Genomic DNA, 22,864 nt, shown 5'->3' with positions numbered 1-22,864 from the left:
CGCGGTGTAGCCTGACGGTTTCGATCGGGGAGGACGCCGGGTTTGGATGCTTTGGGAATCAGTTTTGCGATGCTGCTGGCGGTGGTCGCCAGCGCGTTCGCGGTGAGGGTGCTGCCGGTGGCCATACCGGTACCGCTGGTGCAGATTGCGATGGGTGCGCTGATCGCGGGCGTGTTCAGGCGCGGCGTGGAACTCGACCCCGAGCTGTTCTTCATCCTGTTCCTGCCGCCGCTGCTGTTTCTCGACGGCTGGCGCATTCCGAAGGACGGCCTGCTGCGCGACCGCACCACCATCGTCGAACTGGCCTTCGGCCTGGTGTTCTTCACGGTTCTGGGCCTGGGTGCGCTCATCCACTGGATGATTCCGGCGATGCCCTGGCCGGTCGCCTTCGCACTGGCCGCCATCGTGTCGCCGACCGATCCGGTGGCGGTTTCGGCCATCACCGCGCGGGTGCCCATCCCGGGCCGGGTGATGCACATCCTCGAAGGCGAATCGTTGCTCAACGATGCGAGCGGCCTGGTAGCTTTCCGGTTCGCGGTGGCGGCAGCGGTGACCGGCGGTTTTTCGCTGGCGTCGGCTGCGCTGTCCTTCGTCTGGGTATCGGTGGCGGGCGTGACTATCGGCGCGGCCTTCACCTGGCTGGTGTTCGGTGCGCGGGACTGGTTCAGCCAGCGCTACGGCGAGGAACCCGGGTCGCAGATCCTGCTGAGCCTGTTGGTGCCCTTCGGCGCTTACGAACTGGCCGAGGCGGTCGGTGCGTCCGGCATCCTGGCCGCGGTTGCCGCCGGTGTGACCATGAGTTATGTCGAACTTTCAGGCCGTGCCGCCGCCGCCACCAGGGTGCAACGCGCGGCAGTCTGGAACACGTTGCAGTTCGCCCTGAACGGCATCATGTTCGTGCTGCTGGGCGAGCAGTTGCCGGACATCTTCCTGGGCGCGGTGCGGGTCGTCGAAGAGACCGGCCACCAGAACCCGTGGTGGCTGCTGGCCTATGCGCTGGTGATCAACGCGGTGCTGGCCGCCCTGCGGTTCACCTGGGTCTGGGTGTCGCTGCAGATCGTTTCGCACATCGCGGTGCGCCGCGGCCGTCGCGCGCCAGAGGCCAGCCTGCGCATGATCGGCGCGGTCTCGCTGGCCGGCGTTCGGGGCGCCATCACGCTGGCGGGTGTGCTCACGCTGCCGGTCGTGCTGGCCGACGGAACGCCATTCCCGGCGCGGGATCTCGCGATCTTTCTTGCCGCCACCGTGATCATCCTTTCGCTGGTGGTCGCCAGCGTGGGTTTGCCGCGCCTGCTCGACGGCCTGGAGGTGCCGCCCGAGACCGAACACCATGCCCAGGAAGACCTGGCCCGCCAGGCATCGCGCCGGGCCGGCGTGATGGCCATCGAAGCCAGGCTGCGCAAGCTGGTGGAGGCCAATCCGGCAGTGGATCCGCAGATCTACAGCGATGTGGCCGGCCGCCTGATCGAGAGCTTTGCGCTGCAGGGTGGCGTGGCGCCGCCTGCGGAGAACGAAACCGAAGCAGCCCATCGGCACAAACAGGAAGCCATTGCGCGAGCCCTTCGTTTCGCCGCGCTGAACGCATCGCGCGACGAGCTTTTCCGCTTGGCGCGTGCCCGCGAGATATCGGATGAAGTCTGCCGCGATGCGGTCAGGCAGCTGGATCTGCAGGAAGCCCGCATGCGCTGACGCTCCTCGCCGTTGTGCCACTCTCTGACACATTATTTAACTTGATTCATACACCCTCAATCAAGAACATATTTATTACCTGACGCGCGACAGGAGAGTGAATTCGGGCGGTGATATTGTTTGCCGATGAAATCATTGATCACATCAGCATTAATCGCCGCCATCGTCATATCGGGCTGCGGCGGTGGCAGCGAAGGCAACTATGGGTTCACCACGCCACAGCAGGTCGTTTCCTTCGGTGACAGCCTTTCGGACGTCGGAACATACGAAGTCAATGGGTCGCCATCCACCGGGCCACTGGTTTTCAACGGCGGCCGCTACACCACCAATCCCGGCCATGTGTGGACAGAAATCGTCGCACAGCACTACGGCGACACGCTCAAACCTGCGGTCCGTGGCGGTTTCGGACTTCCACCCATCGCAGGCGGCGGACTCGGATATGCGCAAGGCGGCGCACGCGTCTCGGAATATATCGTTCAAAATTACAGATCGGTATTGGCGCAGCCGGTCGCAAGACAGATTAACGATTACCTATCCAGCCGCGGCACATTCAATGCCAACCAGGTCATCCTGTTGAACGCCGGCTCCAATGACATTATCAACGCGGTATTGGCAGCCCATAATGGCGCGCTCCACCCCGCCAACGTCCCGGGCCTGGTGACCCAGGCCGCCAACGACATGGGTGATGTCCTCGACCGCGTCGTGGCAAACGGCGGGAGGAAGATCGTGCTGGTCAATGTTTCCGACATCGGCTCGACACCGTTGGCCAGCGCATCCGACGACCTGGCGACAGATTTGTCCGCCATGTCGGCACTGTTCAACGATGTTCTGCTGGGCCGGGTCAACAGCCGGCCGCGTCCGGCCGAACTGGTGTTGATCGACTCCTTCCGCTGGAGCGGCGACATGGTGGCCAATTACCGGCAAAACGGATTCAAGGTCGGCAACCGGGGCGTGGCCTGCAGCGCCGACAAGATCCTGGCGCTCGCGAGAGCGAAGGGCCTGGCGTTTCCTGAAACGTTCATCCTTGAAAACGGCACCGCCCTGCTGTGTTCGGCCGCCACTCTGACCGAGCCGGACGCCGACCAGAACTTCATGTTCGCCGACGACCTGCATCCATCGACCCGGCTGCATGCGCTGTTCGCGCAATACGTCATCCAGAGGTTGGACGCACGCGGGCTCTGAAGCGCGCGCGAGCCACCAGATGCCTTGCGATGCGATCGGCTCTCAGCCGGGCAGCGGCCGGTCGGGCAACGGTATGAATTCGTCGTCGCCCGAAACTCCGCCCATCGCGCCCGCCGCCCAGTCTCGTGCGGCCTGGGCCACCCGCTCCTTGCGTGTTGATACGAAGTTCCACCACAGGAAACGATGCTCGCCCAGCGCATTGCCTCCCACCACCACCAGGCGCACGGGACCATCGGATTCCAGCACGCAGCCGCTGCCGGCGGACAGCACCGACATTTCAGCCTGCGCCAGCAGTTCACCATCGACCGATACCGCGCCGTCGACCGGGTAGACCGCAAGCTCTTCGGCGAGGGCCGGCAACTCCAGCCGGCTTCCGGCAGGCATTTCGACATCCAGGAAAACGGTGCCGCCAGCAGCCGGCACCGGCGACCTGGCACCGAACACCTCGCCAATGAGCACCCGAACCGTTGCGCCACCCTGGCCAGAGGCCGGGATGTCCGCCGCCGCCACGTGGGTGAACGACGGATCGGATTCCTCCAGTTCGGCCGGCAGGGCGGCCCAGAGCTGCAGGCCGTGGTTGCGGTAGACGCTGCCCCGCAAGCGCTCCGGGCGGCGCTCGGAATGCACGATGCCGCGGCCGGCGCTCATCCAGTTGACCGCGCCGGGTTCGATCACCTGGTCGGAACCGATGCTGTCCCGGTGGTGGATGGCACCTTCGAAAAGGTAGGTCACGGTCGCCAGCCCGATATGCGGATGCGGGCGTACGTCGTGAAGATTTTCCGGACGCTCGTCCGAAGGACCGAAGTGGTCGAAAAAGACAAATGGCCCGACCGAGCGTCTGGCAGCGGCCGGCAGGGTGCGGCGCACCACAAAACCGCCACCCAGGTCACGGTCGTGCGGCTTCAGGGTCAGGTGGTCTTGCGGTGCGGCGCCCATGTTCTCAGGCCGCCTTGGCCAGTCGTGCCGCCACGGCGGCTACACGTTCGCCGTAGAGGCGGCCGGTTTCCAGGTCGCCCGGCAGCATTTCGGCCACGCTGGCGTCCGACGGGCTCTGGGCCAGCGCGCCGATGGAGCCGCCCAGGTTGTTGACGTCGTTGCGTTGAGCGGCCTTGGCGTTGGACGGCAGCTTGCCCAGGCTCACCCAGATGCCGCCGTGCTGCGAAGCCAGCGTGACGAAGTACGCCAGGGTCGAACCCTTGTCGCCGTTGAGGCTGGCGCTGTTGGTGAAGCCGCCGAAGATCTTGTCCTGCCAGGCGCGGCCGAACCAGGGCTTGGACGAGGCGTCGGCAAACTTCTTGAACTGCCAGCTGGCGCCGCCCATGTAGGTCGGCGAGCCGAAAATGATGGCATCGGCGGCAGCCAGCGTGGCCCAGTCGGCTTCGCTGATGTTGCCTTCGGCATCGATGGCGATCAGCTCGGCCGATGCGCCTTCGGCGACGGATTGGGCCAGGCGTTGGGTATGGCCATAGCCGGAGTGGTAGACGACAACGGTGCGGGTCATGGATAACTTTCTATGGGACAGAAAAAAACGGGACGATAACAACGAAATCAGGCGGCCAGATCGAACACAAGCACTTCGGCATCACGTCCGCGGTCGATGGTGATGGCCGATTCGGCCTCGATCATCGCGGCGTCGCCGCCGTGCAGCTCGACACCGTTCACGCTGGCCTCGCCGCGCACCAGGTGCACATAGGCCTTGCGTTTCGGGTCGATTGATACCCGGGCGGTTTCGGCGCCGTCGAACAGGCCGGCGTACAGCGAGGCATCGGCATGGATCAGCACCGAGCCGTCGGCACCGTCCGGCGAGGCCACGAGCCGCAGCTTGCCGCGTTTTTCTTCGGTGCCGAACGCCTTCTGTTCGTAGCTCGGCGGAATGCCCTTGACGTTGGGCTGAATCCAGATCTGCAAGAAGTGGGTCGCCTTGCCCTGCGCATGGTTGAACTCGCTGTGCTGCACCCCGTTGCCGGCGCTCATGCGCTGTACGTCACCCGGCGGAATGCCCTTGACGTTGCCCATGCTGTCCTGGTGCGCCAGTTCGCCGTCCAGGACGTAGCTGATGATTTCCATGTCGCGGTGGGCATGGGTGCCGAAACCGCCGCCGGCCGCCACGCGGTCTTCGTTGATCACCCGCAGGTTGCCGTAACCCATGTGCTTCGGGTCGTAATAACCGGCGAAGGAAAAGCTGTGGAACGACTTGAGCCAGCCGTGATCGGCATAGCCACGTTCTTGCGAGGGACGAATGGTCAGCATCGTGAATCTCCTGGGGGCCTTCGCTGCAATGTGTGCGAGAGGCGATGGAGCAACTTTAGGCTCCTGCCTGAACCTCGCGGTGCGGTGCATTTGATGTCATCATTCAAATTATTCGAACAGTCACGCCTTTGATATGCAAACTCCCCGGGACGTCCTGACCCCCGACACCCTGGCGCTGTTGCAGCGCATCGCCCGCGAAGGAAGTTTTGCCGCCGCCGCGCGCAGCCTGGGGCTGGTGCCCAGCGCCCTGACCTACCGGGTGCGTCAGGTCGAGGATGCGCTCGATGCACTGCTGTTCGATCGCAGCTCTCGCCAGGCACGCCTGACCACCGCCGGCAGCGAACTGCTGCGTGAAGGCGCGCGCCTGCTCGACGAAATCGACGCGGTGGCCAACCGGGTGCGGCGCGTCGCCACCGGATGGGAACCGCAGTTCACCATCGCGATCGACGGCCTGATCGAACGCACCACAGTACTGGAGCTGACCGCCGCCTTCTTCACCCTGGCGCCGCCCACGCAACTCAAGCTGCGCGACGAAATCCTGACCGGTACGCTTGAAGCGCTCAACAGCGGCCAGGCCGACCTGGCGCTCGGTGTGAGTGTCGAAAACCCGGCGACTTCCGCCCTGCATTACCGGCCGCTGGGCGAGGTCGAATTCATCTACGTCGTCGCACCGCACCATGCGCTGGCGAAGGTGGCCGGCCCGCTGACGGACATCGAGATGCGCAAGCACCGCGCGGTCGCCGTGGCCGATTCGGTCCAGCGCGGCGGCGGTGCGACGGTCGGCCTGTTCGCCGGGCAGGACGTGCTGACCGTGCCGTCGATGCAGGCAAAACTCGACGCCCAGTTGCGCGGCCTGGGCGCCGGAGCGGTGCCGCTGCCGATGGCCCGGCCTTACCTGGCGGCCGGCCACCTGGTCGAGAAGAAACTGGACCGCCCGCCCCGCATCTACCGCGTGGGTTACGCATGGCGCGGCTCGAACACCACGCCAGGTCGGGCACTCGCCTGGTGGCTTCAACAACTGGACAGTCCGACCACCCGCGCGGCCCTGCTGGATCGGCCGCATGGGCCCGTGGGCTCGTGATGGATCGGCACGGTTACATCGGGCGCTTCGCCCCGTCGCCGACCGGCCCGCTGCATGCGGGATCGCTGGTCGCCGCGCTGGCCAGTTGGCTCGACGCGCGTGCCCACGGCGGTGTCTGGCTGGTGCGCATCGAAGACGTCGACACACCGCGCTGCGTGCCCGGCGCGGCCGAACGCATCCTCGGCCAGTTGCAGGCCTGTGCCTTGCTGCCGGACGAGACGCCTTGGTTCCAGTCGCAGCGCGGCGACGCCTACCGCATGGCGCTGGACCGCCTGCTCGCCGACCGACTCGCCTATCCCTGCGGATGCTCGCGGCAGGACATCGCCCGTGCGCAGGCCGAACGCGGCATCACACGCGAACGGAACGCGGCCCTGCCCTATCCGGGCATCTGTCGCCACGGACTCCACGGTCTCGCACCGCGCGCCTGGAGGCTGCGGACTGACCTGCAAGCCTCGCCGGTCGACTGGCAAGACCGCCACGCCGGCGCACAGTCGCAGGACGTCGAACACACCGTCGGCGACTTCGTGCTGCGGCGTGCCGACGGCCTCTGGGCCTATCAACTGGCAGTCGTCGCGGACGACGCTGCGCAAGGCGTGACCGATGTCGTCCGCGGCCTCGACCTGATGGACAACACGGCCAGGCAGATCGTGCTGCAACGCGCACTCGGCGTCGGCACGCCGCGCTACCTGCACACGCCGCTGGTGGTAGCGGCCGGCGGCGAAAAGCTGTCCAAACAGAACGGTGCGCAGGCCTTCGACGAGACCCGTCCCGCACTGGCCCTGTGCGCCGCGGCAGCGCACCTCGGGCTGCCGACGGGCGATCCGCAAAGGCCTCCGGCAGAGTTGCTGGCACGGTGGATAACGCCCTGGCGCGACGCCTGGACGAAGGCCGGTTGACCCCTTCTACAATTCACGGGTGAGCCAGCTCCCAGACCCTACCCCCACCGAATCGCCCGCCGCCGAACTTCCGGCGGAGGGCGCACCCGTCTTTCGCAAGACCATCAAGAGTTACGTGCTGCGAACCGGTCGCACGACGACCGGCCAGACACGGGCATTCGCCGAGCTGGGCGGAAAGTTCCTTCTGCCGTACCGGCCCGGAGCCTTCGATCCATCCGCCGCCTTCGGCCGCACAGCGCCGCTGATTCTCGAAATCGGCTTCGGCATGGGCGAGGCCACCGCGCACATCGCGGCGCTGCGCTCGGACGAAAACTTCCTCTGCTGCGAGGTCCATGACCCGGGCGTCGGCGCATTGCTCAAACGCATCGGCGAGCAGAACCTGCACAACATCCGTATCCTGAAACACGACGCGGTAGAGGTCATCGATCACATGCTCGAGCCCGGCATGCTGGCGGGCGTGCACATTTTCTTCCCCGACCCGTGGCACAAGAAACGCCACAACAAACGGCGGCTGGTGCAGGCCGCACTCATCTCGCGTCTGGCCAGCCGCCTGTCGCCCGGCGGTTATCTGCACTGCGCGACCGACTGGCAGCCTTATGCAGAACAGATGCTGGAAGTACTGTCAGCCGAACAACAACTGGCCAACACTTCGGAAACCTATGCGGAGCGGCCCGGCTATCGCCCACTCACCAAGTTCGAAAACCGCGGCTTGCGCCTGGGCCACGGCGTCTGGGACCTGGTATTTCGCAAGGTCTGACACGTACTGGCGGTTACTACGGTTATGGAAACTATCGACCACCGGTAAGTAGTTGCAAACTTGCCGGGGGTCATAGGTGCATGCGATCATCTGCCGTTGCGTTACTCACATGAGTTATTGGCAAGGCTAAAGCAGCTACGAAAAGCGCTTGGAGACGGAAACACCTGATTCGATGGCTTGGCGTTCACCGAACTTGCATCACAGTTGATGACACAAACTAACCCGTCCCCGATCCTCCAGCACCTTGTCGAGATCACCGGTCACCGCGATCACACGCGACTGGAATTCTCGGTGATCTCTGCGCTTCGTCACCTCGTCGGCATGCGCGAAGTCCGCAAACTCGAGTTCTTCCTGATGAAGGACGTGAGTTATGTACGGCCCTACGTCCTTCTGGTGGACGGCGAGATGTTGCCCGGCGATGCCGCGGCAGTGCCCGACAGCCAATGCCTCCCGCTGACAAGCTACACCGATCTGGTGCGTGGTCTGGAGCAGCGGTCCAACAGCATTTCCCATACCGAACCCGATGGCAGTTACCGGCTGTGGTTGCCGGTGCGGCTGGACGACCGCATCGTCGCCTGCCTGGAAATTGCCAACGACACGCCCTATACCCAGCAGACGCTGGATGTCATCAACGGCATCGTCGAGGTTTACCGAAATTATCAGAGCCTGCTGGATTACAGCGAACGTGACGCGCTGACCGGCCTCTTCAACCGCAAGACTTTCGACGAGCAGTTTTCGCGGCATGCGCGTGACACGCCGGCCGTGTCGCTGACTGGCGAAGCGCCTGACGCGCAATGGCTGGCGGTTGTCGATATCGACCATTTCAAGCAGGTCAACGACCGCTTCGGCCATGTGTATGGCGACGAGGTCCTGATTCTGGTCGCCAACCTGCTGAAGTCCTCCTTCCGCAGCCAGGACCGGATTTTCCGGTTCGGTGGTGAGGAGTTTGTCGTGCTGCTGCGTCAGGCGTCGCTCGAACAGGCCCAGCTGATATTCAACCGGTTCCGCATGAATATCGAGCAGTTCGCCTTTCCGCAGGTCGGACAGGTGACGGTCAGTGTCGGGTTCACCAGTGCCGGCCGCGGCGCACCGGTCGAAATCATGGGCCATGCGGACCAGGCGCTTTATCACGCCAAGGAGAATGGTCGGAACCAGGTTTGTTATTACGAGGAACTGATGAAAAGCGGGCAATTGCATGCGGCGGATGTTGCGCATGATGACGTCGAATTGTTTTAGGCTTTGTGGTTCTTCGGTTTGCTTCAGCAGCTTTTTGATTAATGGCGAAAAAACAAGTCCACATCAGCGAGACCCCCGCCACACAACTCCTGAAAAAACACAAGATAGATTTTACCGAGCATCCCTACGAATACCTGGAACACGGCGGGGCTCAGCACAGCGCCAAAGAACTCGGCCAGGACCCCTACACGGTCATCAAGACGCTGGTAATGCAGGACCAGGACGCCAGACCATTACTTGTCCTGATGCACGGTAACCGCACCGTCTCCACCAAGAACCTTGCAAGGCAGATAGGCGCCAAATCGGTTGAGCCCTGTAAACCGGAGGTGGCCAATCGCCATAGCGGTTATCAGGTAGGGGGCACTTCTCCATTCGGCACGAAACGCGACATGCCGGTCTATGTGGAAGAAACCATCCTCGCCCTGCCGAGGATCTGCATCAACGGCGGCCGCCGCGGTTACCTCGTCGGCATAGACCCCAAGGTCTGCACCCAGCTGCTCGGAGCAAAACCGGTGCACTGCGCGCTGGCAGAATAGCCGCCGCCTCCCGCCCCCGACTCCCATAAAGACAGACAGCCGCCATGACACCCCTGACCCTCACCCTGCTGACCACGCTGGCCGCCTACCTCGTCGGTTCCTTGTCGTTCGCCGTGCTGGTCAGCCGGTCCATGGGCCTGGCAGACCCGCGGAGCTACGGCAGCGGCAACCCCGGCGCCACCAACGTGCTGCGCTCCGGCAGCAAGAAGGCCGCCATCGCCACGCTGGTGCTTGACGCCGCCAAGGGTTGGCTCCCGGTCTTCCTGGTGCGTGTCTTCGGGCCGGCCCACGGCCTCGACGACAGCGCCGTCGCCCTGGCAGGGCTCGCCGCTTTCCTCGGTCATCTGTATCCGGTGTTCTTCCGTTTCCAGGGCGGCAAGGGCGTCGCGACGGCGCTCGGTGTGCTGCTCGGCATCGCTCCGCTGCTCGGTCTGGCAACGGCGCTGACCTGGCTCATCGTCGCGGTGTTCTTCCGTTATTCATCCCTCGCATCCCTGGTCGCGGCCGTGTTCGCGCCTTTCTTCGCAGTGCTGGGCGGCGGCATCGCCTGGCCGCGCTCCACATCCGTCAGCGCGGCCATCGCCGCCATGGCGCTGCTGCTGGTCTGGCGCCACCGTCTCAACATCCGGCGCCTGCTGGCGGGTGAAGAATCACGCCTGGGCCGCAAACGCTGACACCGCACCCGCGTTTGGTGCAACCCAAGCACCAAAACCGACGTTTTCTTTGACGCTCCCGGGTTTTTCCTCTTAGAAACCCAGGCACGCTCTATGCGTAATGTCATCTGTCGACAGCTGACAGATCACAACACCAAGATCGCCGCGCGGTCTGGTTGCATGGAGAAAACGTGGAAAGAACTGCCAACGCGGGCGCCGTCCCGATCCGCCGCACCAGCGGTTTCCAGCCGGGCATCACCGACGCGGAGCGCCGCTTGCGAGAAGACCTCGCCGCCTGCTACCGCCTGGTCGCCGAGTTCGGCATGGACGACGGCATCTACACTCACATTTCGGCACGCGTGCCGGGCCGTGAAGACCAGTTCCTGATCAACCCGTTCGGCACGCTCTACCGCGACATCACCGCATCGTCGCTGGTCAAGATCGACCTGGACGGCAACATCGTCGAGCCGACCGAACACGATGTGAACCCGGCAGGGTTCACCATCCACAGCGCCGTTCACGCGGCCCGCCACGATGCCGTCTGCGTACTGCACACCCACACCGTCGCAGGCGTGGCGGTGGCCTCCATGGCCGGCGGCCTGCAGCCCTGCAACCAGTGGGCGCTGCAGTTCTACAACCGCGTCGTGTATCACACGTTCGAGGGAATCGCCCTCAACCACGAAGAGCGCGAGCGGCTGGTGGCCGACCTCGGCTCCACCGCCCGCGCCATGATCCTGCGCAACCACGGACTGCTGACCACCGGCCGCAGCGTGGCCGAGGCCTTCATCCTGATGCACAACCTGGAGCGTGCCTGCAAGGTGCAGGTCGCCCTGCAGAGCACCGGCCAGGCCGTCAATCCGGTGCCGCACGAGGTGTGCGAGCTGACCGCCCGCCAATATGAAAGCGGTGACACCAACCGGCTGGCGAACGGCGGCAAGGACCCTTACGCCCGCGAATGGCGCGCCATGCTGCAGCGCCTCGAACCCGCGACTTCCACTCCCTACCGCAGCTGATCCGAGGCTGACCCGCGCCCGATTTTTCTCCAGCGTTCCGAACCTTCATCTCCCCAGAAAGGGACTAGCTCACCATGAAACGTCGTCATCTGATTCAAGCGGTACCCGCCGCCGCCCTGGGCCTGTCGATTGCCGGCGTGCCGCTCCATGCGCTGGCACAGGCCAAGAAGGGCACGCTGAACGTGCTGGTCCAGCCCGAACCGCCGGGCCTGATGATGGGCATCGTGCAGAACGGCCCGACGCAGCTGATCGCAGGCAACATCTATGAAGGCCTGCTGCGCTATGACGAAAACCTGAAGCCGCAGCCGCAACTGGCCACCTCGTGGACGGTCAGCCCGGATGCCAAGGTCTACACCTTCAAGCTCAAGCCCGGCGTCAAGTGGCATGACGGCAAGCCCTTCACCTCGGCCGACGTGGTGTTCTCGTGCGACGTGTTCCTGCGCAAGATGCACGCACGTTTCCGCGCATCGCTGGCCCAGGTGGAGTCGATCAAGGCGCTCGATCCGCTGACGGTGCAGTTCACCCTCAAGCAACCCTTCGGCCCGTTCCTCGGCATCTTCGAGAACGGCACCATGCCGATGGTGCCCAAACACATCTACGAAAACACCGATTTCGCCACCAACCCGGCCAATGCCACGCCGATCGGCACCGGTCCGCTGAAGTTCAAGGAATGGGTCAAGGGCACCTATATCCAGCTGGTCGCCAACACCGAATACCACCAGGCCGGCGCCGTCGGCGTGGAGAACGTGTACTTTCACGTCATCCCCGACGCCGCAGCACGCGCCGCCGCCTTCGAGTCCGGCAAGATCGACATCGCTCCGGGTGGCGCGGTCGAATACTTCGACGTCGATCGCCTGAGCAAGCTGCCAGGCACCGCCGTCACCACCAAGGGCTGGGAGTTCTTCGCGCCGCATTCGTGGCTGTGGATCAACAACCGCACCAAGCCGATGGACAACGTCAAATTCCGCCAGGCCATCTGGACGGCCATCGACCGCGACGCCATGGCCAAGATCGCCTGGTACGGTTTCGCCAAGCCGGCCACCGGTCCCTTCAACAGCCACATCAGCTTTGCCAGCGCCGACGTGCCGAAGTACCCGCGCGACATCGCCAAGGCCAAGGCACTGCTGGCCGAAGCCGGCTACAAGGGCGAAACCATCCGCCTGCTGCCCCTGCCCTACGGCGAGTCGTGGCAGCGCCAGGCCGAGATCGTGCGCCAGAACCTGACGCAGGCCGGCATCAAGGTCGACATGGTCGCCACCGACGTCGCCGGCTGGAACCAGCGCTGCAACGAATGGGACTTCGACCTGGCCTTCACCTACGTGTACCAGTACGGCGACCCGGCACTCGGCGTCAGCCGCAACTACACCAGCGACAACATCGCCAAGGGTTCGCCTTTCAACAACGTGTCCGGCTACAGCAATCCCAAGGTCGACGAGCTGTTCGCCGCAGGCGCCAAGGAAGCCGACCCTGAAAAACGCAAGGCGATCTACCTCGAAGTCCAGAAGATCCTGGTCACCGACGTGCCGGTCGCCTGGCTGCACGAGATCAACTTCCCGACGCTTTACCGCACCAAGGTCAAGAACCCGGTCTCGTCAGGCATCGGCCTGAACGACAGCCTGGGCCGCGCGTCTATCGCCTGACGCCACCGCGTCTCCCGCAACCGACTGACGACCCCTGCCGCACAGGCAGGGGCCGCAGCCGCCGCATTACCCGAAGCCCCCCATGAAAAGACTCCAGTTCATGTCCGTGCGAATACTTCAAGGCCTGCTGGCCCTGATGCTGATCGCCACCGTCAACTTCATGCTGGTGCACTCAGCGCCCGGCGATCCTGTGTCCATCATGGCCGGCGAAGCGGGTGCTTCCGACCCGCAGTTCGTGGCCCAGCTGCGCCAGCAGTTCGGCCTGGACAAGTCCCTCCCCGAACAGCTCGGCACCTATCTCAAGCACGTGGCCCAGCTCGACCTCGGATACTCGTACCGCCAGCAGCAGCCGGTGGTCAAACTCATCCTCGACCGCCTGCCGGCCACCCTGCTGCTGACCGGCTCGGCTTTCGTCATGTCGCTCATCTTCGGCGTGGCCCTGGGGGCACTGGCCAGCCGCCATGTGGGCAGTTGGATCGACAGTGTCATCACCGTGGTGGCGCTCATCTTCTATGCCACGCCGCTCTATTGGCTGGCGATGATGGCGGTGCTGGTGTTCACCGTGCAGCTCGACTGGCTGCCGGCCTTCGGATACTTCACCGTCGGCGCCGACCTGCACGGCTTCGCCAAGGCATGGGACATCTTCCAGCACCTGCTGCTGCCCTCCCTCACCCTGGCCCTGTTCTACATGGCGGTGTATGCCCGCATGACCCGCGCCTCGATGCTCGAAGTGGCGCAGATGGACTTCGTGAAAACCGCTCGCGCCAAGGGCGTGGCGCCCGGAAAAATCCAGCGCAGGCACATCCTGCGCAACGCCCTGCTGCCGGTCGTCACCCTGGCCGGCATCCAGGCCGGCGGGATGATCGGCGGCGCGGTGCTGACCGAAACCGTATTCGCCTGGCCCGGCATCGGCCGGCTGATGTTCGATGCGCTGCTGCAGCGCGACTACAACCTGCTGCTGGGTTGTTTCCTGTTCACCGCGGCCATGGCCGTGCTGTTCAACCTGATCACCGATCTGGTCTACACGCTCGTCGACCCTCGCATCGAACTCTCCTAAGCACAGGAAAGAATCATGAAAAGCACTTTCTGGCAGCGTTTCTGCCGCAACAAGGGCGCCGTCTTCGGCCTCTTCGTGCTGGCCCTCGTGGGCCTGGTGGTGGCCTTCGGTCCCTGGCTGGCCACCAACAGTCCGTGGGACATGGTGGGCGCGCCTTTCGTTCATCCCCTGGCCGACCACGAACTGCCGCTGGGCACAGACACCATGGGCCGCGACATCCTGTCGGGCATCGTCGGCGGCGCTCGTGTGTCGCTGCTCATCGGCTTCGTGTCGACCGTGGTCTCGCTGCTGATCGGCGTGACCATCGGCGCGGTCGCCGGCTACTTCGGCGGCTGGATCGACGCGGCGCTGATGCGTTTCACCGAACTGTTCCAGGCCATCCCCAGCTTCGCGCTGGCGATCGTGCTGGTGGCCATCTTCGAGCCTTCGGTCAAGTCCATCGTGGTGGCCATCGCCGTCGTGTCGTGGCCGCCCGTGGCGCGACTGGTGCGCAGTGAATTCCTCACCCTGCGCCAGCGCGATTTCGTGGCTGCGGCCGAGCTTGCCGGCCAGTCCACGCCGCGCATCATCCTCACGCAGATATTGCCCAACGCCGCCTCGCCCATCGTGGTGATGGCCTCGCTGATGATCGCCACCGCCATCCTGCTCGAGTCGTCCCTGAGCTTCCTCGGCCTGGGCGACCCCAACCAGATGAGCTGGGGCTACATGGTCGGATCGGCCCGCACCGTGCTGCGCCAGGCCTGGTGGATGGCGCTGTTCCCCGGTGTCGCCATCCTGCTGACCGTGCTGGCACTCAACCTCGTCGGTGAAGGCCTCAACGACGGCCTCAACGCACGTTCCGACGGAAAGGGCCGCTGAAATGAACCCCGTGAACCCTGTACTGGAAATCACCGGCCTGGACATCCGCCTGCCCCAGGGTGCGGACCGCGAACTGGCCGTCAAGGGCGCCGCCCTGACGCTGCTGCCCGGCCAGACCTTGTGTGTGGTCGGCGAATCCGGATCCGGCAAGTCGATGATCGCCAACGCCATCATGGGCCTGCTGCCCCGGCCGCATGTGGAACCCGTGGCCGGCACCATCCTGTTCGACGGCCAGGACCTGCTCAAGCTCGACGAGAACCAGCTGCGCACCCTGCGCGGCCGGCGTGTCGGCATGGTGTTCCAGGAGCCGATGACCGCGCTCAACCCGGTGATGCGCATCGGCGACCAGATCGCCGAGGTGTTCGACGCCCACATCAGTTTGAGCGCCGCCGAGAAACGCCAGCGCATCATCGCCGCCCTGACCGACGTCGGCCTGCCCGAGCCGGAAGTGCTGATCGACAGCTACCCGTTCCGCCTGTCCGGCGGCCAGCGCCAGCGGGTCATCATCGCCTGCGCCCTGGCCATGGAACCGGCCCTGCTGATCTGCGACGAGCCGACCACTGCGCTCGACGTGACGACCCAGGCGCAGATCCTGAAGCTCATCAAGGACCTGCAGCAGCGCAAGGGCACCGCCGTGCTGTTCATCACCCACGACTTCGGTGTGGTGTCCGAAATCGCCGACCAGGTGGTGGTGATGCAGACCGGTGTGGTGGTCGAGTCCGGCGCCGCCGCCGACGTGCTGCGCAACCCGCAACACGCCTACACGCAGAAGCTGATCGCCGCGATTCCGCAGGGCACCATGCGCGAGCCTGAAAAGGCCAGCGAAGAGCCCTTCGTACTGCAGGTGCAGGACCTGCACAAGACCTACATCACCGGCGGCGGCCTGTTCAAGGCCGGCCGCAAGGTGCACGCCTGCAACGGGCTCAACTTCGAACTGCGGCGCGGCCAGACGCTGGGCATCGTCGGCGAGTCCGGTTCGGGCAAGTCGACCGTGGGTCGCTGCATGGTCGGCCTGGCGCCGTTCGACAGCGGCCGGATCATGTTCAAGGGCAGGATCCTCGCCACCAACGGCGCCGAGTTCCGCGCCCAGTCGCGCGGCAAGATCCAGATGGTCTTCCAGGACCCGTATGCATCGCTCAACCCGCGCCACCGCATCGGCGCGGCCATCTCGCAAGGCCCCATCGCCCAGGGCGTGCCCAAGGCCGAAGCGCTGAAACGCGCGGCCGAACTGCTGCAACTGGTGGGCCTGGGGCCCGAGGCGCTGGACCGGTTCCCGCACCAGTTTTCCGGCGGCCAGCGCCAGCGTATCGGCATCGCCCGGGCGCTGGCCATGGAACCGGAGCTGCTGGTGGCCGACGAGCCGGTATCCGCCCTCGACGTGTCGGTGCAGGCCCAGGTGCTGAAGCTGTTCGCCGAGGTGCGCGAACGGTTCCAACTGGCCATGGTCTTCATCACCCACGACCTGCGTGTGGCCGGTGAGATGTGCGACCACATCGCGGTGATGCAGCGCGGCAGGATCGTCGAATACGGCGAGACCGCCAAGGTGCTCGCCGATCCGCAGCATGCCTACACCCGCACGCTGATCGAAGCGGTGCCGCGCCTGACGCAGGCACCGCAAACAGAGACAACCATCGAAACCGCAGCCTGAGCCCAGCCATGAGCAAGAAACCCGTTATCGCCGTCGTCAGCACCACCGTCCAGGTCGACTACCTGGTCAAGGCCCTGAAGGCCGAACGCCCCGATGCCGAATTCCGCACCCACGACACCCGCGGCGACAACCTGGGAGACCGCGCCGACATCGACGCCGCCGTCTGCTGGGCCCCGCCCGAAGGCCTGCTGGCCAGCATGCCGAACCTGCGCATGGTGCAGTCGCTGGGCGCCGGCATCGACCACCTGACGGTCGACCCGACCCTGCCGCGGGTGCCGATCTGCCGCATCGTCGACAGCGACATGGCCGGCGGCATGACCGCCTATGTGGCCTGGGCCGTCATCAACCACCAGCGCAAGCTGGGTGCCTATGCGGCCAACAGCCGCCTGGGCAAATGGGACCAGCTGCTGCCCATCATCCCGCCGGTCACCCACACCGTCGGCATTGCCGGACTGGGCACGCTGGGCATGGCCGCAGCGCAGGCGCTGCTGGCCATCGGCTACCAGGTGCGTGGCTGGAGCCGCACCGCCAAGACCGACCTGCCCGACGGCATCGAGGCCTTCCACGGCACCGAAGGCCGGGCCGAGTTCCTGTCGGGTTGCGACACCCTGGTCTGCCTGCTGCCACTGACCGAAGAGACCGAGGGTGTGCTCAACAGCGACCTTTTCGACCAGCTTCCGCGCGGCGCCCACCTGGTCAACGCCGGCCGCGGCCAGCACGTGGTCGACGCCGACCTGCTGGCCGCGCTGGACGACGGCCGCCTGGGTTTCGCCACGCTCGACGCCTTCGTAGTCGAGCCGCTGGCCGCCGACCATCCCTTCTGGCACCACCCGAAGGTGATCGTCACGCCGCACATCGCCACCCGCACCAACCCGGCCGTCATCGCCCGCCAGACCTTCCAGAACCTGGACCGGCTGGACCAGCCCGACGCCGCCCTGCACGCGCTCGATTTCGCACGCGGCTACTGAACGCCCTCTCGCCATCCATCCAAAGGAACCGAAAAATGCAAAACACCCATACCGGAACCATCGGCCAACAGGACGTCGCCGTCCACCTGCACAGCTACACCAACCTGGCCGCCCTGCCCACCACGCCGCCGCTGGTGGTCGTCGAAGGTGACGGCATCTACGTGAAGGACGACACCGGCAGACGCTACCTCGAAGGCATGTCGGGCCTGTGGTGCGCTTCGCTCGGCTTCAGCAACAAACGCCTGGCCGCAGCCGGGGCCGAGGCCCTGAACACGCTGCCCTACTACCACACGTTCAACCAGCGCACCAACCCCGCCGTGGTGCAGCTGGCCGAGCGCCTGCTGGCCCTCGCGCCAGTGCCGATGGCGCGGGTGTTCTTCGCCAACTCGGGCTCCGAGGCCAACGACAGCGCGGTGAAGATGGTCTGGTACTACTACAACGCCATCGGCAAGCCGGCCAAGAAGAAGATCATCGCCCGCAAGCGCGCCTACCACGGCGTGACAGTGGCCGCCGCCAGCCTGGGCGGCCTGGACGCCAACCACCGCGACTTCGACCTGCCGCTGGACCGTTTCCTGCACACCGACACGCCGCACCATTACTACAACGCCAAGCCCGGCGAAAGCGAGGAAGACTTCGCTACCCGCCTGGCAGAATCGCTGGAGCAGCAGATCCTGGCCGAAGGCGCCGACACCGTTGCCGCCTTCATCGCCGAACCCGTGATGGGTGCCGGCGGCGTGGTGGTCCCGCCCGCCACCTATTTCGAAAAAGTGCAGGCCGTGCTGGCCAGACACGATGTGCTGCTGATCGCCGACGAAGTGATCTGCGGTTTCGGCCGCACCGGCAACATGTTCGGCTCGACCACCTTCGGCATGAAACCCGACATCCTGACCTGTGCCAAGGCGCTGTCGTCGGGCTACGTGCCCATTTCGGCGGTGATGGTCAACGACAAGGTGCATGCGGCCATCGCCGCCAACAGCGGCAAGATCGGCACCTTCGGCCACGGCTACACCTACTCGGGCCATCCGGTGGCCAGCGCCGTCGCACTCGAGACCCTGAAGGTCTACGAGGAAGAGGACATCCTCGGCCACGTGCAGTCGCTGGCACCGCAATTCCAGGCTGCCGTCCGCTCGTTTGCCGGCCGCGCGCTGGTGGGCGAATGCCGTGGTGTCGGCCTGATCGGCGCCATCGAGATCGTGGAAGACAAGGCCGCCCACAAGCCTTTTGCCGCCGACCGCAAGGTGGGTTACCGACTGGCTGCGCTGGCGCTCGAAGAAGGCCTCATCGTGCGTGCCATGGGCGATGCCATCGGCCTGTGCCCGCCGCTGATCATCACCGCAGAAGAACTCACCGACCTGTTCGCCCGCCTTGGCCGCGCCTTCGACAGGCTCGAGGCCGAAATGGCAGCCGCCGTTTGAGGAACCCAACGATGCAGGCCTTCTTTTCCAACGATCAGTTGCTGCACGACCCGCAGCAGTTCATGCGGCTGGGCCGCATCGTCCACCCCACCGACCTGCCCGCCCGCGCAGAGGCGCTGATGGCGGCGCTGAAGACACGCGGCATCACCGTGACCGAGTCACCCGATCTCGGCCGCGGCCCGCTGGAGCAGGTGCACAGCCTCGACTTCCTGGACTATCTCGAAACCGCCTACGAACGCTGGGAGGCCCTGCGCACCGAAGGCAAGGACCCCGGCATCGAGGTGCTGCCCAACGGTTCGCCGTATGGCGTGAGTTATGCGGCCGGCCACAAACGCGGTCCCTGCCCGTCGCCGCACATCGTGGCGCAGACCGGTTACTACATCACCGATCTTTCCTGCCCCATCGGCCCCAACAGCTGGAAGTCCATCCTGCGTTCTTCGCATGCCGCAGCGGCAGCGGCCGACGCGGTGCTGGCCGGCGACAACGTCGCCTACGCGCTGTGCCGCCCGTCCGGCCACCATGCCTATTTCGACCGGGCCGGCGGCTTCTGCTACGCCAACAACAGCGCGGCGGCCGCCGCCCGGTTGCGCCAGGAATTCGACCGGGTCGCGGTACTGGACATCGACGCCCACCATGGCGACGGCACCCAGCACATCTTCTACGAACGCTCGGATGTGCTGACCGTCTCCACCCACACCGACCCGGCCGGCCAGTACCCCTGGTACACCGGCTACGCACACGAAACCGGATCCGGTGCTGGCGAAGGTTTCAACCTCAACCTGCCGCTGGCCAACGGCAGCGGCATCGCCGAGTTCACCGCCGCGCTGGACACCGCCTTCGCGGCCATCGAGACGTTCGGCGCCCAGGCCCTGGTGCTGCCGCTGGGGTTCGACGGACTGAAGGGCGACCCGACCGCCCTGCTCGGCTTCGATTACCAATGCTTCCGCCTGGCCGGCGAGCGGGTCAGGAAACTCGGCATCCCCACCGTGCTGGTGCAGGAAGGCGGCTACATGGTCGACGCCATCGGCATCGCACTCGATGCGTTCCTCGAAGGGCTTCAGCCATGAACGACATGAACACCACGACACTGAAACCATCCCTTTCCATCGACAGCGACCGCATGTGGTCGGCCCTGATGGAACTGGCAAAGATCGGCGCCACACCCAAGGGTGGCAACTGCCGCCTGGCGCTCACAGCGCTCGACGGCCAGGGACGCGACCTGGTCAGCGGCTGGATGCGCGAAGCCGGCCTGACCGTCACCGTCGACGAGGTCGGGAACATCTTCGGCGTGCGCCCTGGCCGCAACATGGCGCTGCCGCCGGTCGCCACCGGCAGCCACATCGACACCCAGCCGACCGGCGGCAAGTTCGACGGCTGCTACGGCGTCATGGCCGGGCTCGAAGTGATGCGCACGCTGCAGCAGCAGAACATCGAGACCGAGGCCCCGCTGGCCCTGGTCATCTGGACCAATGAGGAAGGCACCCGTTTCGTGCCGGTGATGATGGGCTCGGGTGTGCATTGCGGCGTCTTTCCGCTGGAGACCGCACTGTCGGCGGTCGATGTGGACGGCCTGTCGGTGCGCGACGAATTGCAGGCCATCGGCTACGGCAAGGGCGCACCCATCGGCACCGTCAAGCTCGGCAGTTATTTCGAGGCCCACATCGAGCAAGGCCCCATCCTGGAAGCCGAGGACACCGTCATCGGCGTGGTCACCGGTTCGCTGGGCCTGCGCTGGTGGGACGTCACCGTGACCGGCATGGAGGCGCACGCCGGCCCCACGCCGATGGAGATGCGGCGCGACGCGCTGTATGCCGCCACCTATCTCATGCAGGCCATCATCGACATCGCAAATGCTCCCGAATTCGCGCCCCACGGCCGCGGCACGGTGGGCACGGTGAACGTGTTCCCCAACTCCCGCAACGTGATCCCCGGCAAGGTCAGCTTCACCGTCGACCTGCGCCACCAGGACGCCGCCCTGCTCGACCGCATGGAAGAACGGTTCCGCAAGACCGCAGCCGACCTGTCAACCCGTTTCGGCGTGACGTTCGACGTGAAGGACGTGCAGGAATTCCCGCCGACTCCATTCGCCCGGGACATGGTCGACGCGGTGCGCGACGAAGCCGCCAGGCGCGGCTACAGCTACCGCGACATCGTCACCGGCGCCGGCCACGACGCGGTGTACATGGCCCGCATCGCGCCCACTTCCATGATCTTCGTGCCCTGCCGCGACGGCATCAGCCACAACGAGATCGAGGATGCCGAACCGCGCCATCTGGAAGCCGGCGCCAACGTGCTGCTGGGCGCCATGCTGACCCACTCGGGAGTGGTCGCCTGAAATGACGTCCACCGGCAAACGCAGGGAAGGCAGGGACACACGCGACGGCATGCTGCTGTTCCTGGGCGCACTGGTCGCCTTCGCCAGCTACGACGCGTTTGCCAAACACATGCTGGCGACCACCGCGCCGACCATGGTCAACCTGGGGCGCTACACCGCCATCGGCACCATGGCCGTGGTGCTGCTGCTGCGCCACCTGCGGGCCGAGGGCGCTGCTGCCATCGCACCGTGGAAACAGCCGCACCAGGGCCTGCTGATCCTGCGTTCGCTGATGCTCGCCACCGTGGCCACCAGCTTCATGACCGCCCTGGTGGTGATGCCGCTGGCCGAAGCCACCGCCATCTATTTCACCGCGCCGCTGTTCATGGTGGCGCTGTCGCCCTGGCTGCTGTCCGAGCGGGTGGGCAGGGTGCAGTGGATCGCGGTCGGCCTGGGGTTCGCCGGCATGTTGCTGATCGTGCGGCCCGGCGGCAAGCTGCCGCTGTGGGGCACGGCGTCGATGGGCCTGTCAGCCGTCTGCTACGCCATGTTCCAGATTCTTACCCGCCGCCTTTCCGGCCTGGTGCCGGCGCCGGTGCAGTTCGCCTACATGGCGTTCTTCTGCCTGGTCATCACCAGCGTGCCCGGGTTCTTCGTGTCGCAACCCGCCCTGCCCGACCTGCCGACCGCCCTGCTGCTGCTGGCGGGCGGCGGTATCAGCGGGCTGGCGCAACTGCTGCTGCTCGCCGCCTTCCGACGGGTCAGCGCGGCCACGCTGGCGCCGCTCAATTACCTGCAACTGCTGATGGCACTGGTCATCAGCACCGTATGGTTCCAGCGCCCGCCCGACGGCCTGGCGCTGGCCGGCATCGCCCTGATCCTGGCGGCCGGCACCTACCTGGCGACGGCGCGACGCACGCCCCGCGCCAACCTGCAAAAGATTCAGGAGACGACATGACCAACACCCCTGGCGGGCCACCGCTGTTCGCACCGCTGGACGGCAGGTCGCCTGCCTTCAAGTCGATAGAAGTGCCCGACCTGGTCGGCGTCATCGAGGCGCAGCTGCAGCAGGCCATCCTGGCCGGCCGCATCGCGCCGGGCGAACGTATCGTCGAGGCGGAACTGGCGCGGCAGATGGGTGTCAGCCGGGCGCCGGTGCGAGAGGCCGCCCGCCGGCTGGAAAGCCTGGGCCTGCTCGTGTCCCGGCCGCGCCACGGTTTCGCGGTGCGCACCATCAGCGCCAAACAGGTCGACGACCTGTACCGCGTGCGCCTCACCCTCGAACTGATGAGCGCCGCGCTGGCCTGCGAAAACGCCACCGACGCCGAACTGGCCGAGGTGGTCGCCAAGGTCGATGAAATGGTCGCCCAGGCCGACGTGCTGGACCAGGCGGAACGGGTGGCGCTGGACCTCGCCTTCCATGCCTATCTCTGCGAGCTGTCACGCAACGACTACCTGCGCAAGCTGTTCGACAACATGCAGACCGAGGTGCGCATGTTCCTGGCACTGACCGAAGACACCTACGGCGACCGCCACGAACTGGCCGAGACCCACCGCCCCATCGCGCTGGCATTGCTGGCGCGCGACGTGCCCCGGGTGCAGGCGGCGCTGACGTTTCACCTGGAAGTGGCGCGTATCCACGTGCGCGGCCTGTTCGAGAAAGCCTGAACC

Annotated in this window: 22 protein-coding genes; 19 read left to right on the top strand and 3 right to left on the bottom strand. The window is 65.6% G+C overall.

The features are described 5' to 3' along the window. Window positions 1–42: 42 nt before the first annotated feature. Window positions 43–1,689 (top strand): Na+/H+ antiporter, encoded by a 1,647-nt coding sequence (locus tag AC3ANW_RS08380; RefSeq protein WP_488344723.1) that lies wholly within the window; start codon window positions 43–45, stop codon window positions 1,687–1,689. A 126-nt stretch (window positions 1,690–1,815) separates the two neighbouring features. After that, the gene (locus AC3ANW_RS08375; RefSeq protein WP_488344722.1) at window positions 1,816–2,871 is read left to right on the top strand and encodes an SGNH/GDSL hydrolase family protein; all 1,056 of its coding nucleotides are present in this window, start codon (window positions 1,816–1,818) and stop codon (window positions 2,869–2,871) included. A 42-nt stretch (window positions 2,872–2,913) separates the two neighbouring features. On the opposite strand, the gene AC3ANW_RS08370 is transcribed toward AC3ANW_RS08375, so the two are convergent. Genes AC3ANW_RS08370 through AC3ANW_RS08360 form a run of 3 tightly spaced genes read right to left on the bottom strand, consistent with a single transcriptional unit; the run spans window position 2,914 to window position 5,121 of the window. Next, a complete protein-coding gene (locus AC3ANW_RS08370; RefSeq protein WP_488344721.1) occupies window positions 2,914–3,807 on the bottom strand; it encodes a pirin family protein in 894 nt (297 codons plus the stop codon). A gap of 4 nt (window positions 3,808–3,811) precedes the next feature. Continuing rightward, a complete protein-coding gene (locus AC3ANW_RS08365) occupies window positions 3,812–4,372 on the bottom strand; it encodes a flavodoxin family protein (RefSeq protein WP_488344720.1) in 561 nt (186 codons plus the stop codon). Between the two features lie 47 nt (window positions 4,373–4,419). Further along, window positions 4,420–5,121 (bottom strand): pirin family protein, encoded by a 702-nt coding sequence (locus AC3ANW_RS08360; RefSeq protein ID WP_488344719.1) that lies wholly within the window; start codon window positions 5,119–5,121, stop codon window positions 4,420–4,422. Window positions 5,122–5,254: 133 nt separating this feature from the next. On the opposite strand from AC3ANW_RS08360, the gene AC3ANW_RS08355 reads away from it, so the two are divergent. From AC3ANW_RS08355 to AC3ANW_RS08275, 17 genes are all read left to right on the top strand, one after another. Beyond that, the gene (locus AC3ANW_RS08355; protein WP_488344718.1) at window positions 5,255–6,202 is read left to right on the top strand and encodes a LysR family transcriptional regulator; all 948 of its coding nucleotides are present in this window, start codon (window positions 5,255–5,257) and stop codon (window positions 6,200–6,202) included. Then, complete coding sequence (gene gluQRS / locus AC3ANW_RS08350; protein WP_488344717.1) at window positions 6,202–7,098, top strand: tRNA glutamyl-Q(34) synthetase GluQRS; 897 nt, start codon at window positions 6,202–6,204, stop codon at window positions 7,096–7,098. Before AC3ANW_RS08355 ends, gluQRS begins: the two co-directional genes overlap by 1 nt. 19 nt (window positions 7,099–7,117) lie before the next feature. Further along, on the top strand, window positions 7,118–7,855 hold the full coding sequence (gene trmB, locus AC3ANW_RS08345) for a tRNA (guanosine(46)-N7)-methyltransferase TrmB (RefSeq protein ID WP_488344716.1): 738 nt from the start codon (window positions 7,118–7,120) through the stop codon (window positions 7,853–7,855). 207 nt (window positions 7,856–8,062) lie between these two features. After that, complete coding sequence (locus AC3ANW_RS08340; RefSeq protein ID WP_488345386.1) at window positions 8,063–9,091, top strand: GGDEF domain-containing protein; 1,029 nt, start codon at window positions 8,063–8,065, stop codon at window positions 9,089–9,091. Between the two features lie 41 nt (window positions 9,092–9,132). Next, window positions 9,133–9,627 (top strand): Cys-tRNA(Pro) deacylase, encoded by a 495-nt coding sequence (ybaK, locus tag AC3ANW_RS08335; protein WP_488344715.1) that lies wholly within the window; start codon window positions 9,133–9,135, stop codon window positions 9,625–9,627. A 44-nt stretch (window positions 9,628–9,671) separates the two neighbouring features. Further along, window positions 9,672–10,301, top strand: a complete 630-nt coding sequence (gene plsY / locus AC3ANW_RS08330; protein ID WP_488344714.1) for a glycerol-3-phosphate 1-O-acyltransferase PlsY — start codon at window positions 9,672–9,674, stop codon at window positions 10,299–10,301. Window positions 10,302–10,504: 203 nt separating this feature from the next. Then, window positions 10,505–11,293 carry a class II aldolase/adducin family protein gene (locus AC3ANW_RS08325; RefSeq protein ID WP_488345385.1) on the top strand — a complete coding sequence of 263 codons (789 nt, stop codon included), beginning with the start codon at window positions 10,505–10,507 and terminating at the stop codon, window positions 11,291–11,293. 74 nt (window positions 11,294–11,367) lie between these two features. Further along, window positions 11,368–12,933 (top strand): ABC transporter substrate-binding protein, encoded by a 1,566-nt coding sequence (locus AC3ANW_RS08320; RefSeq protein ID WP_488344713.1) that lies wholly within the window; start codon window positions 11,368–11,370, stop codon window positions 12,931–12,933. A gap of 82 nt (window positions 12,934–13,015) precedes the next feature. Then, a complete protein-coding gene (locus AC3ANW_RS08315; RefSeq protein WP_488344712.1) occupies window positions 13,016–13,990 on the top strand; it encodes an ABC transporter permease in 975 nt (324 codons plus the stop codon). Between the two features lie 15 nt (window positions 13,991–14,005). Then, window positions 14,006–14,848 (top strand): ABC transporter permease, encoded by an 843-nt coding sequence (locus AC3ANW_RS08310; RefSeq protein WP_488344711.1) that lies wholly within the window; start codon window positions 14,006–14,008, stop codon window positions 14,846–14,848. A 1-nt stretch (window position 14,849) separates the two neighbouring features. Then, window positions 14,850–16,496 (top strand): dipeptide ABC transporter ATP-binding protein, encoded by a 1,647-nt coding sequence (locus tag AC3ANW_RS08305; RefSeq protein ID WP_488344710.1) that lies wholly within the window; start codon window positions 14,850–14,852, stop codon window positions 16,494–16,496. Between the two features lie 8 nt (window positions 16,497–16,504). Beyond that, a complete protein-coding gene (locus AC3ANW_RS08300) occupies window positions 16,505–17,464 on the top strand; it encodes a 2-hydroxyacid dehydrogenase (protein ID WP_488344709.1) in 960 nt (319 codons plus the stop codon). Between the two features lie 35 nt (window positions 17,465–17,499). Then, window positions 17,500–18,879, top strand: coding sequence for an aspartate aminotransferase family protein (locus tag AC3ANW_RS08295; protein ID WP_488344708.1), 1,380 nt, complete (start codon window positions 17,500–17,502; stop codon window positions 18,877–18,879). Between the two features lie 11 nt (window positions 18,880–18,890). Then, window positions 18,891–19,946, top strand: a complete 1,056-nt coding sequence (locus tag AC3ANW_RS08290) for a histone deacetylase family protein (RefSeq protein WP_488344707.1) — start codon at window positions 18,891–18,893, stop codon at window positions 19,944–19,946. Continuing rightward, a complete protein-coding gene (locus tag AC3ANW_RS08285; protein ID WP_488344706.1) occupies window positions 19,943–21,214 on the top strand; it encodes a Zn-dependent hydrolase in 1,272 nt (423 codons plus the stop codon). The genes AC3ANW_RS08290 and AC3ANW_RS08285 overlap by 4 nt, the downstream gene beginning before the upstream one ends. A 1-nt stretch (window position 21,215) precedes the next feature. Next, on the top strand, window positions 21,216–22,151 hold the full coding sequence (locus tag AC3ANW_RS08280; protein WP_488344705.1) for a DMT family transporter: 936 nt from the start codon (window positions 21,216–21,218) through the stop codon (window positions 22,149–22,151). Beyond that, complete coding sequence (locus AC3ANW_RS08275) at window positions 22,148–22,861, top strand: GntR family transcriptional regulator (RefSeq protein ID WP_488344704.1); 714 nt, start codon at window positions 22,148–22,150, stop codon at window positions 22,859–22,861. Before AC3ANW_RS08280 ends, AC3ANW_RS08275 begins: the two co-directional genes overlap by 4 nt. Window positions 22,862–22,864 lie beyond the last annotated feature (3 nt).

Source organism: Xylophilus sp. PBN-3R (assembly GCF_057747805.1).
The sequence above is the reverse complement of the archived record's forward strand: the minus strand, read 5'-3'. Positions and strand labels throughout refer to the sequence as shown.

Excerpts from the sequence above, each read along its gene's own strand:
- AC3ANW_RS08280 (WP_488344705.1), top strand. The coding sequence starts at position 21,216 with ATGACGTCCACCGGCAAACGCAGGGAAGGCAGGGACACACGCGACGGC.
- AC3ANW_RS08300 (WP_488344709.1), top strand. The coding sequence starts at position 16,505 with ATGAGCAAGAAACCCGTTATCGCCGTCGTCAGCACCACCGTCCAGGTC.
- AC3ANW_RS08290 (WP_488344707.1), top strand. The coding sequence starts at position 18,891 with ATGCAGGCCTTCTTTTCCAACGATCAGTTGCTGCACGACCCGCAGCAG.
- AC3ANW_RS08340 (WP_488345386.1), top strand. The coding sequence starts at position 8,063 with ATGACACAAACTAACCCGTCCCCGATCCTCCAGCACCTTGTCGAGATC.
- gluQRS (WP_488344717.1), top strand. The coding sequence starts at position 6,202 with ATGGATCGGCACGGTTACATCGGGCGCTTCGCCCCGTCGCCGACCGGC.
- AC3ANW_RS08375 (WP_488344722.1), top strand. The coding sequence starts at position 1,816 with ATGAAATCATTGATCACATCAGCATTAATCGCCGCCATCGTCATATCG.
- AC3ANW_RS08365 (WP_488344720.1), bottom strand. The coding sequence starts at position 4,372 with ATGACCCGCACCGTTGTCGTCTACCACTCCGGCTATGGCCATACCCAA.
- AC3ANW_RS08315 (WP_488344712.1), top strand. The coding sequence starts at position 13,016 with ATGAAAAGACTCCAGTTCATGTCCGTGCGAATACTTCAAGGCCTGCTG.
- AC3ANW_RS08305 (WP_488344710.1), top strand. The coding sequence starts at position 14,850 with ATGAACCCCGTGAACCCTGTACTGGAAATCACCGGCCTGGACATCCGC.
- AC3ANW_RS08275 (WP_488344704.1), top strand. The coding sequence starts at position 22,148 with ATGACCAACACCCCTGGCGGGCCACCGCTGTTCGCACCGCTGGACGGC.
- AC3ANW_RS08355 (WP_488344718.1), top strand. The coding sequence starts at position 5,255 with ATGCAAACTCCCCGGGACGTCCTGACCCCCGACACCCTGGCGCTGTTG.
- plsY (WP_488344714.1), top strand. The coding sequence starts at position 9,672 with ATGACACCCCTGACCCTCACCCTGCTGACCACGCTGGCCGCCTACCTC.
- AC3ANW_RS08285 (WP_488344706.1), top strand. The coding sequence starts at position 19,943 with ATGAACGACATGAACACCACGACACTGAAACCATCCCTTTCCATCGAC.
- AC3ANW_RS08360 (WP_488344719.1), bottom strand. The coding sequence starts at position 5,121 with ATGCTGACCATTCGTCCCTCGCAAGAACGTGGCTATGCCGATCACGGC.
- AC3ANW_RS08310 (WP_488344711.1), top strand. The coding sequence starts at position 14,006 with ATGAAAAGCACTTTCTGGCAGCGTTTCTGCCGCAACAAGGGCGCCGTC.
- AC3ANW_RS08370 (WP_488344721.1), bottom strand. The coding sequence starts at position 3,807 with ATGGGCGCCGCACCGCAAGACCACCTGACCCTGAAGCCGCACGACCGT.
- AC3ANW_RS08320 (WP_488344713.1), top strand. The coding sequence starts at position 11,368 with ATGAAACGTCGTCATCTGATTCAAGCGGTACCCGCCGCCGCCCTGGGC.
- AC3ANW_RS08295 (WP_488344708.1), top strand. The coding sequence starts at position 17,500 with ATGCAAAACACCCATACCGGAACCATCGGCCAACAGGACGTCGCCGTC.
- ybaK (WP_488344715.1), top strand. The coding sequence starts at position 9,133 with ATGGCGAAAAAACAAGTCCACATCAGCGAGACCCCCGCCACACAACTC.